Below are 8,905 nucleotides of genomic sequence, written 5' to 3' on the forward strand. Positions count from 1 at the left end.
GGCGCGCCGGCCGACACCCCCGTCCGTCGCCGGGACGGCGCGTCAGCGACCGCCCCGACGGCGGCCGCGGCCGTCGTTCTCGTCGTCGTGCGGGCCGAGGAGCTCGTCCGCCAGGCTCGGGAGGTCGTCGAGCGGGGTCTCCTCCGCCCAGTCGGAGCGGCGCTTCGGGCGACCCTGCTCGTCGAGCTGGGGCAGCTCGCGCGTCCGGTCGTTCGACCCGGCCGACTCGGACCCGGTCGGCTCGGACCCGGCCCGCTCGTCGCGGAAGATGCCCGGCGGGACCCGGTCGGCCGGGTCCGCGCCCCGTACGGGAGGCAGCACCGCGGTCTCGTCGGCGGCCGGCACCTGAGGCAGCACCGTCGTCTCCTCCGCGTCGCGGGACGTGTCCCGGACCGGACGGAGAACCGTGGTCTCCTCCTCGGGCCGAGGAGCGTCCGGCCGCACGACGGGCGTGGGGACGGTGACCTCGTTCGGGGAGACGACGGGCACGGTCTGCGTCACGTCGTCGGGCCGGACGGCGGGTCGTGCGTCACCAGGCCGCGCGTCCTCGGGCCGTGCGTCCTCGGGCCGTGCGTCGGACTGGACGACCGGCGTCGCGACCGTGATCTCGTTCGCCGACTCCTCGCCCGCGCGCGCCTCGCGCGCGGCCTCCTCTGCCTCGGCCCGGCGTCGGGCCTCGGCGGCCTCCGCCGCCTTCTTCGCCTGCGCGGCCTCGGCGGCCTTCTCCGCCCGCGCCGCCTTCTCGGCCTCCGCCGCACGCGCCGCCTCAGCAACCCGCGCGGCCTCAGCGGCCTCAGCAGCCTCCGCGGCACGCGCCGCCTCGGCCGCCCGTTCCGCCTCGGCGGCGGCCGCGGCCTCCGCCGCGGCCTTCCGTGCCGCCTCCTCCGCCGCCTTCGCGGCGGCGGCCTCGGCCAGACGACGGGCCTCCTCGGCGCGCAGCAGGGCCTCCTCGGCCTTGCGCTGCTTCTCCAGGCGGCGTTCTTCCGCCTCCGCGCGCAGCCGGGCCTCTTCCTCGGCCTGCTTACGGCGGCGTTCCTCCTCCGCGCGGCGGGCCTTCTCCTCGGCCTCGCGCCGCTTGCGCTCCTCCTCGGCGGCCAGCCGGGCCTCCTCCGCGCGGCGGCGGGCCTCCTCGGCCTGGCGCTCCGCCTCGCGGCGCCGCGCCTCTTCCTCCTCCTGGCGCCTGCGCTCCTCCTCCTCGGCCCGGAGCTTGGCGAGCTGCGCCTGGCGCTCGCGCTCCAGCCGCTCCTCCTCGGCCTTGCGCGCGGCCTCCTCCTCCGCCTTGCGCCTGGCCTCCTCCTCGGCCTTCCGCCGCGCCTCCTCCTGGGCCTTCACCTCGGCCTCGGACAGCGGCAGCATCCGGTCAAGCCGGTGCCGTACGACGGTGGTGACCGCCTCCGGCTCCTGAGCGGCGTCGACGACGAGGTAGCGGCCGGGGTCACCGGCGGCGAGGGCGAGGAAACCGGCCCGCACGCGCGCGTGGAACTCCGGCGGCTCGGACTCCAAGCGGTCCGGGGCCTCGGTGAACCGTTCCCGCGCCGCCTCCGGCGAGACGTCGAGCAGCACGGTCAGGTGCGGGACGAGCCCGCCGGTCGCCCAGCGGTTGATCCGGGCGATCTCGGTCGGCGACAGGTCGCGCCCGGCGCCCTGGTAGGCCACGGACGAGTCGATGTACCGGTCGGTGATCACCACCGCGCCCCGCTCCAGGGCGGGCTTGACCAGCGAGTCGACGTGTTCGGCGCGGTCGGCCGCGTACAGCAGCGCCTCGGCGCGGTTCGAGAGGCCGGCGCTGGAGACGTCGAGCAGGATCGAGCGCAGCCGCTTGCCGATCGGGGTGGCGCCCGGTTCGCGGGTGACGACGACCTCGTGGCCCTTGGCGCGGATCCACTCGGCGAGCGCCTCGGCCTGGGTGGACTTACCGGCGCCGTCGCCGCCCTCCAGGGCGATGAAGAAGCCGGTCGGGGCGGGCGCCTGCACCGGGTCGGCGCCGCGCAGCGCGTCGCGCAGGTCGCGGCGGAGCGGTACGCCGGCCCGGTCGTCGGTCTTGGCGAGGACGAGGGCCGCGACGGGCAGCAGCAGCGCGCCGACCAGCATCAGCGTGAACGCCGCCCCGCCGTGGGCGAAGACGAAGCTGCCCGACGCGAGCCGGTGCGGCCCGATCGCGGCGGCGAGCAGCGGTGCGCCGAGCGCGCCGACGGCCATGGCGACCCGGGCGACGGCCTGGAGGTGCTCGGTGACCCGGGGGCGCCGGGCCTCCTCGGTCTCCTGGTCGACGAGTGTGTGGCCGGTGTTGGCGGCGACCCCGGCCGCGTACCCGACGAGTACGGCGAGGAGCAGCACCGTGGCCGTGTCCGGCACGAGGCCCATCGCGAGCAGCGCGATCCCGGTGAGGGCGATCGCGAGGGCGAGGAGCCGGCGGCGGGAGAGCGCGGTGAGCACGGAACCGGCGGTACGGATGCCGACGGCGGTGGCGCCGCTCAGCGCGAGGATCAGCAGCGCGAAGGTGACCGGGCCACCGCCGAGGTCGTACGCGTGCAGGACGGCGACCGCCGCGGCTGCCGCGACGGCTCCGGCGACCGTGGCGCAGGAGATGACGAGCAGTCCGACCGCGCCCGTACGGCCCTTCTCGGCCGTCGGGCGGCGCAGGCCCTCCAGCGGCGAGCGCGGCCGCGGGGTCTGCCCGCCGGACAGCTCGACGAAGTACAGGACGGAGACGGAGGCGGCGAACAGGCCGGCGGCGACGTACGAGCCGAGGGCGGCCTGATGCAGTGTGAACCAGTCGATGCCGGCGCCCAGCAGGTTGCTCAGCAGGGTGGCGGCGAGGAGCACGGCGGCCGCGGCCGGGACGGCCAGGAAGCCCGTCCGCAGCGAGAGCCGGCGCAGCGCGTCGAGGTGGTCGGGCAGCGGACGTACGGCCGCGCCCTCCAGCGGCGGCGCGGGCAGCAGCGCGGGGGCCGCGCCCTCGCGGGCGACGGTCGACAGCCGTTCGGCGGCGCCCGCGACGAAGACGGTGCCGAGCAGGAACCACAGGGCACTGGCCGGGACCCAGTCGATCCACAGCGGCGCGATCACGAGCAGCGCGATCCGCAGGCCGTCGGCCCCGATCATGGTCCAGCGCCGGTCGAGCGGGCCGCCGGGGCCGGTCAGTGTGGTGAGCGGGCCGAGCAGAACGGCCCCGAAGAGCACCGAGGCCAGCAGCCGGGCGCCGATCACGGCGGCCACGGCGAACGCGGCACCCCGGACCCCGCCGCCGAGGGCTCCCTCGGAGACGGCGGCCTGATGGCCCAGCAGCACCAGGACGAGCAGGGCAAGTGCGTCACCCGTCCCACCGACCAACTGCGCGCTCCACAACCGTCGCAAGGGTGGGTGGCGCAAAAGCGCCCGTACGGCACGCTCCCTGGAGTCTGCGACAAGCGCGACGTCGGAGTCTGGCTGCTCTGCTCGCGTCATCCGTCCACCCTATCCGGACCCTCTGACTCCCCGTGGCCCCCGTCCGAACAAACGTCGGGAGCCCGGGAATCGCGTAAGGGGCGAGGGTCCATGACCCCCGCCCCTTACAAGGTGCGGCCTACAAGACGCGGCTTACGAAGTGCGGCGCTCTACTCCGCCGTCTTCTTGGCGGCTGCCGTCTTCTTCGCCGCGGCGGTCTTCGCCGTCGTCGTCTTCGCCGCCGCGGTCTTCGCCGTCGTCTTCTTCGCGGCCGTCTTCTTGGCCGCCGTCTTCTTCGCCGGAGCGGCCTTCTTGGCGGCCGTCTTCTTCGCGGGCGCCTTCTTGGCCGTCTTCTTCGCCGGCCCCTTGGCCCTCTTCTCAGCGAGCAGCTCGTAGCCGCGCTCCGGCGTGATGTCCTCGACGCTGTCCCCGGTCCGCAGGGTCGCGTTGGTCTCGCCGTCGGTCACGTACGGGCCGAAGCGACCGTCCTTGACGACCACCGGCTTCTCGCTGACCGGGTCGGTGCCCAGCTCCTTCAGCGGCGGCTTCGCGGCCGCCCGGCCACGCTGCTTGGGCTGCGCGTAGATCGCGAGCGCCTCCTCCAGCGTGATCGTGAAGAGCTGCTCCTCGTCCGTCAGCGAGCGCGAGTCCGTGCCCTTCTTCAGGTACGGGCCGTACCGGCCGTTCTGCGCCGTGATCTCGACGCCCTCCGCGTCCGTGCCCACCACGCGCGGCAGGGACATCAGCTTGAGCGCGTCCTCCAGCGTCACGGTGTCGAGCGCCATGGACTTGAAGAGCGAGGCCGTCCGCGGCTTCACCGCGTTCTTGCCGGTCTTCGGGGTGTCCTCGGGCAGGATCTCGGTGACGTACGGGCCGTACCGGCCGTCCTTCGCGACGATCTGGTTGCCGCTGACGGGGTCCACGCCCAGCTCGAAGTCGCCGCTCGGCTTGGCCAGCAGCTCCTCGGCGTACGCGACCGTCAGCTCGTCGGGCGCGAGGTCCTCGGGCACGTCCGCCCGCTGGTGGCCCTCGGTGTCCTTCTCGCCCCGCTCGACGTACGGGCCGTACCGCCCGACGCGCAGCATGATGCCGTCGCCGACCGGGAAGGAGGAGATCTCCCGGGCGTCGATCGCGCCGAGGTCCGTCACCAGCTCCTTCAGACCGCCGAGGTGGTCGCCGTCGCCGTTCCCGGCGTCCGCGGCGCCGCCCGCGGCGGAGGCCTCGCCCTCACCGAAGTAGAAGCGCTTCAGCCACGGCACGGCCTGGGCCTCGCCCCGCGCGATGCGGTCGAGGTCGTCCTCCATCTTGGCGGTGAAGGAGTAGTCGACGAGCCGGCCGAAGTGCTTCTCGAGGAGGTTGACCACGGCGAAGGAGAGGAACGACGGCACGAGCGCCGTCCCCTTCTTGAAGACGTAGCCGCGGTCCAGGATCGTGCCGATGATCGACGCGTACGTCGACGGGCGGCCGATCTCGCGCTCTTCGAGCTCCTTGACCAGGCTGGCCTCGGTGTAGCGGGCCGGCGGCTTGGTGGCGTGGCCGTCGACCGTGATCTCCTCGGCGGACAGCGCGTCGCCCTCGGCCACCTGCGGCAGCCGGCGCTCGCGGTCGTCCAGCTCGGCGTTCGGGTCGTCGGCCCCCTCCACGTACGCCTTCATGAAGCCGTGGAAGGTGATCGTCTTGCCGGAGGCGCTGAACTCCACGTCCCGCCCGTCGGCCGCCCGGCCGCCGATCTTCACCGTGACCGAGTTTCCGCTCGCGTCCTTCATCTGGGAGGCGACGGTCCGCTTCCAGATCAGCTCGTAGAGCCGGAACTGGTCGCCGGTCAGACCGGTCTCCGCCGGGGTGCGGAAACGATCACCCGAAGGGCGAATCGCCTCGTGCGCCTCCTGCGCGTTCTTGACCTTGCCCGCGTAGACACGCGGCTTCTCCGGCAGGTAGTCGGCGCCGTAGAGCTGCGTGACCTGGGCGCGGGCCGCCGAGACGGCGGTGTCGGAGAGGACCGTGGAGTCCGTACGCATGTACGTGATGAAGCCGTTCTCGTACAGCTTCTGGGCGACCTGCATGGTCGCCTTCGCGCCGAAGCCCAGCTTCCGGCTCGCCTCCTGCTGGAGGGTCGTCGTACGGAACGGGGCGTACGGGGAGCGGCGGTACGGCTTCGACTCGACCGACCGGACGCCGAACGAGGTGTCGGCGAGCGAGGCGGCGAGCGCCCGCGCCTTCTCCTCGTCGAGGTGGAGCACGTTCGCGGTCTTCAGCCGGCCGTCGGCGCCGAAGTCACGGCCCTGCGCGACCCGCGCGCCGTCGACCGTGTTCAGGCGGGCGACCAGCGACGACGGGTCGGAGGGGTCGCCGGCGCGGCCGGTGGAGAAGGTGCCGGTGAGGTCCCAGTACTCGGCGGAGCGGAAGGCGATGCGCTCGCGCTCGCGCTCGACGACGAGCCGGGTGGCGACGGACTGGACGCGGCCGGCGGACAGGCCGCGCATGACCTTCTTCCACAGCACCGGCGAGACCTCGTAGCCGTAAAGGCGGTCGAGGATGCGGCGGGTCTCCTGGGCGTCCACCATGCGCTTGTTCAGCTCGCGCGGGTTGCGGACGGCCTCCTGGATCGCGTCCTTGGTGATCTCGTGGAAGACCATCCGGTGGACCGGGACCTTGGGCTTCAGGACTTCGAGGAGGTGCCACGCGATGGCCTCGCCCTCGCGGTCCTCATCGGTGGCGAGGAAGAGCTCGTCGACCCCGGCCAGCTGCTCCTTGAGCTTCCTGACCTGCGCCTTCTTGTCGGCGTTGACGACATAGATGGGCTGGAAGTCGTGCTCGACGTCGACGCCGAGGCGGCGCACCTCGCCGGTGTACTTCTCCGGCACCTCGGCGGCGCCGCTGGGGAGGTCGCGGATGTGCCCGACGCTCGCCTCGACGACGTAGCCGGGGCCGAGGTAGCCCTTGATCGTCTTCGCCTTGGCAGGCGACTCGACGATGACGAGTCGGCGGCCGCCCTGTGCGGTCTCGCTGGTCGGGGACAACTTCGCTCTTCTCTCCGGTCGACGCTCGGTGGCACGTACGGCGCAGGCGCTCCGCCCGGTCCGCACAGCGGCGGCACGGACGGTGACGCTGCCGTCGCTGCGGAGTGTGACGGTACAACCCGCCCCCGTGTCAAACGGCGAAAGCCCGCAACGGCCACTCGAACGGTAACCCGACTCCTGGCATTCCTGCCGCCCGGACTCCCGGTCCGGTGGGGCGCGGCCAAGCGGAACGACCTCGTCACACCCGCCCGAAGCACCACACCCCGAGGAGGAGGAAGCCCAGTCCGAAGATCGTCGTGAGCGTGGCGGCGACCCGTGTGGCGACCCCCTGCGCGACGGGTTCGCCGTGCGCCACGCGCACACCCGTCCACAGCAGCAGTGCCGCTCCGAACAGCGCGAACGCCGTTCCGGCGAAGATCGCAGGCCCGCTCTCCATGCCCGTACCCCGTTCCCTTCACAGGCCCTGGTGGTCCTTGAAGGCCGAGGCTGGCACCTCCCGGCATCCCTGACGCGAATTCCGGGTGAACGACGCGGACCGTCCCGTACGGGTTCACGAAGATGGCCGGTAGTGCCCCACCCCCGGCCGCCTCGTTCGCCCCCTCGCCGACGGCGGGGCGTGTCGGGGGTCACCTCGAGAAGACGGGGATCAGGTCGCCGGGATCAGGAAGCCCTCCTCCACGAGGAGCCGGATGGCCTGCGGGGTGCGGTCCCGCAGCAGCACCGGGTCCTCGCCCATCAGCTGACCGATCGCGTCCAGGATCCGGCCCGCGCTGAGCGTCCCGTCGCAGACGCCCGCGAAACCGGCCCCCACGTGGTCCACCTTGGTCGCGCGCCGCATGCCCCGGTTCTGCCGCAGCACCACGTGCTCCGGGTCCTCGGCGCCCGGCAGTCCGACCTGCTCCTGCACGACCTCGGGCGCGAGGACGAAGCGGTCGGCGAGCAGGGCCGCGTCGTCGCGCGACCGCAGATAGTCCTGGCGCTCGAAGTGGGCGACCACGGTGTCGCCGAGCGGCTGCTCGACGGGGTGCGGCCACTCCTCGATCACGATCGACGGCTCGACCGCGCCGGAGGCCACCGCCGCGTTCTTCCGCAGGGTGATCCAGCCGAAGCCGACGGCCTTGGTCCCCCGGGCCTCGAACTCGTCCAGCCACGCCCCGTACCGCAGCGCGTACTCCGCCGGGTCCGCCCGGTGGTCGCCGCTGTCCCGCAGCCACAGCTCGGCGTACTGCGTGACGTCCTGGACCTCGCGCTGCACGATCCAGGCGTCGCAGCCGCGCGGCACCCAGGAGCGCAGCCGGTCCTGCCACTCCTCGCCCTCGACGTGCTGCCAGTTGGCGAGGAACTGGGCGTATCCGCCGTCGTTGAGCCGCTCCCCGGCCTCCTGCACGAGCGTGCGGCACAGGTCGTCGCCGGCCATCCCTCCGTCGCGGTAGGTGAGACGGGCGCCGGGGGAGATGACGAACGGCGGGTTCGAGACGATCAGGTCGTACGTGTCTCCGTCGACCGGCTCGAAGAGCGAGCCCTGGAGCAGCTCGGCCTCGCGGGCTCCGGAGAGCGCGAGGGTGAGACGGGTGAAGTCCAGGGCGCGCGGGTTCAGATCGGTCGCGGTGACCAGCGTGGCGTGCTGGGCGGCGTGCAGGGCCTGGATGCCGGAACCGGTGCCGAGGTCGAGGGCGGAGGACACCGGCGTACGGACGGTGATGCCGGCGAGCGTGGTGGAGGCGCCGCCGACGCCGAGGACGACGCCCTCGTCCTTGCTGCCGATGCCACCGGCGCCGCCGACGGCGCAGCCCAGGTCGGATACGATGAACCAGTCCTGCCCGTCCGGCCCGCCGTACGGCCGGACGTCGACGGCGGCCCCGACCTCCTGGTCGCCGTCCTCCAGGCCGTCGTCCGCCAGGCCCCCGGTTTCCTGGTCGCCGTCCTTGGTGAGGCGGACCAGCCAGCCGTCCTCCAGGCACTCCTCCAGTGGCAGCGCGGCGGCGGCGCGGGCGCGGGAGACGGGGCGCTGGAGGAGGAAGAGCCGCACGAGGGTCTCCAGCGCGGAGTCCCCCCGGGTGGCGCGCAGCGCGGGCACGGTCTCGCTGCGGGCGAGCGCGGCGTAGGCGGAGGCGCCGAGCAGTTCGAGCAGGCCGTCGGCGGTGAAGTCGGCGGCGAGCAGGGCCTCGCGGAGCCGGGCGGCACGCGCGGGCACGGGGAGGCGGGAGGTCAGGCTGGTCGTACTCACCCCACCATTGTGGCCGCCGCCACCGACAATGCCTCGTCAGCCCCGCCCGCCCCGAAGTCCCGGCTCGGGAAAGGGCCTCCACGCGCGCGTGCGGGCCGGGGGCGATGCGCAGGGGCGTGAAGAGGCCCCGGGGGGGCCGGGGGCGGGGGGGGGGCCCACCCCGGATGTGCGCCGGGGGGCGGGGCGGGCGGCGCCACAACCGGCTGTTTGTGGCCCCGCCCCCCGGGGTGTT

General features: G+C 73.8%; 4 protein-coding genes. All 4 read right to left on the reverse strand.

Translation table 11 applies throughout. The features are described from left to right. Positions 1-42: 42 nt before the first annotated feature. Entirely contained in the window at positions 43-3,447 is a 3,405-nt protein-coding gene (gene tmk, locus ACWF79_RS18000; RefSeq protein WP_453729064.1) for a dTMP kinase, read from the reverse strand. A 149-nt stretch (positions 3,448-3,596) separates the two neighbouring features. Beyond that, positions 3,597-6,446 carry a type I DNA topoisomerase gene (topA, locus tag ACWF79_RS18005; protein ID WP_453729065.1) on the reverse strand — a complete coding sequence of 950 codons (2,850 nt, stop codon included), beginning with the start codon at positions 6,444-6,446 and terminating at the stop codon, positions 3,597-3,599. 238 nt (positions 6,447-6,684) lie between these two features. Beyond that, positions 6,685-6,882: a hypothetical protein gene (locus tag ACWF79_RS18010; RefSeq protein WP_361956649.1), complete on the reverse strand. Its 198-nt coding sequence runs from the start codon at positions 6,880-6,882 to the stop codon at positions 6,685-6,687. A 210-nt stretch (positions 6,883-7,092) separates the two neighbouring features. Next, positions 7,093-8,673, reverse strand: coding sequence for a DUF7059 domain-containing protein (locus ACWF79_RS18015; RefSeq protein WP_453729066.1), 1,581 nt, complete (start codon positions 8,671-8,673; stop codon positions 7,093-7,095). Between the last annotated feature and the right edge of the window lie 232 nt (positions 8,674-8,905).

Source organism: Streptomyces sp. NPDC054975, from assembly GCF_053609105.1.

Bases quoted from the DNA above. Each gene is read 5' to 3' on its own strand.
- tmk (WP_453729064.1), bottom strand. From the start codon at position 3,447: ATGACGCGAGCAGAGCAGCCAGACTCCGACGTCGCGCTTGTCGCAGAC.
- ACWF79_RS18010 (WP_361956649.1), bottom strand. From the start codon at position 6,882: ATGGAGAGCGGGCCTGCGATCTTCGCCGGAACGGCGTTCGCGCTGTTC.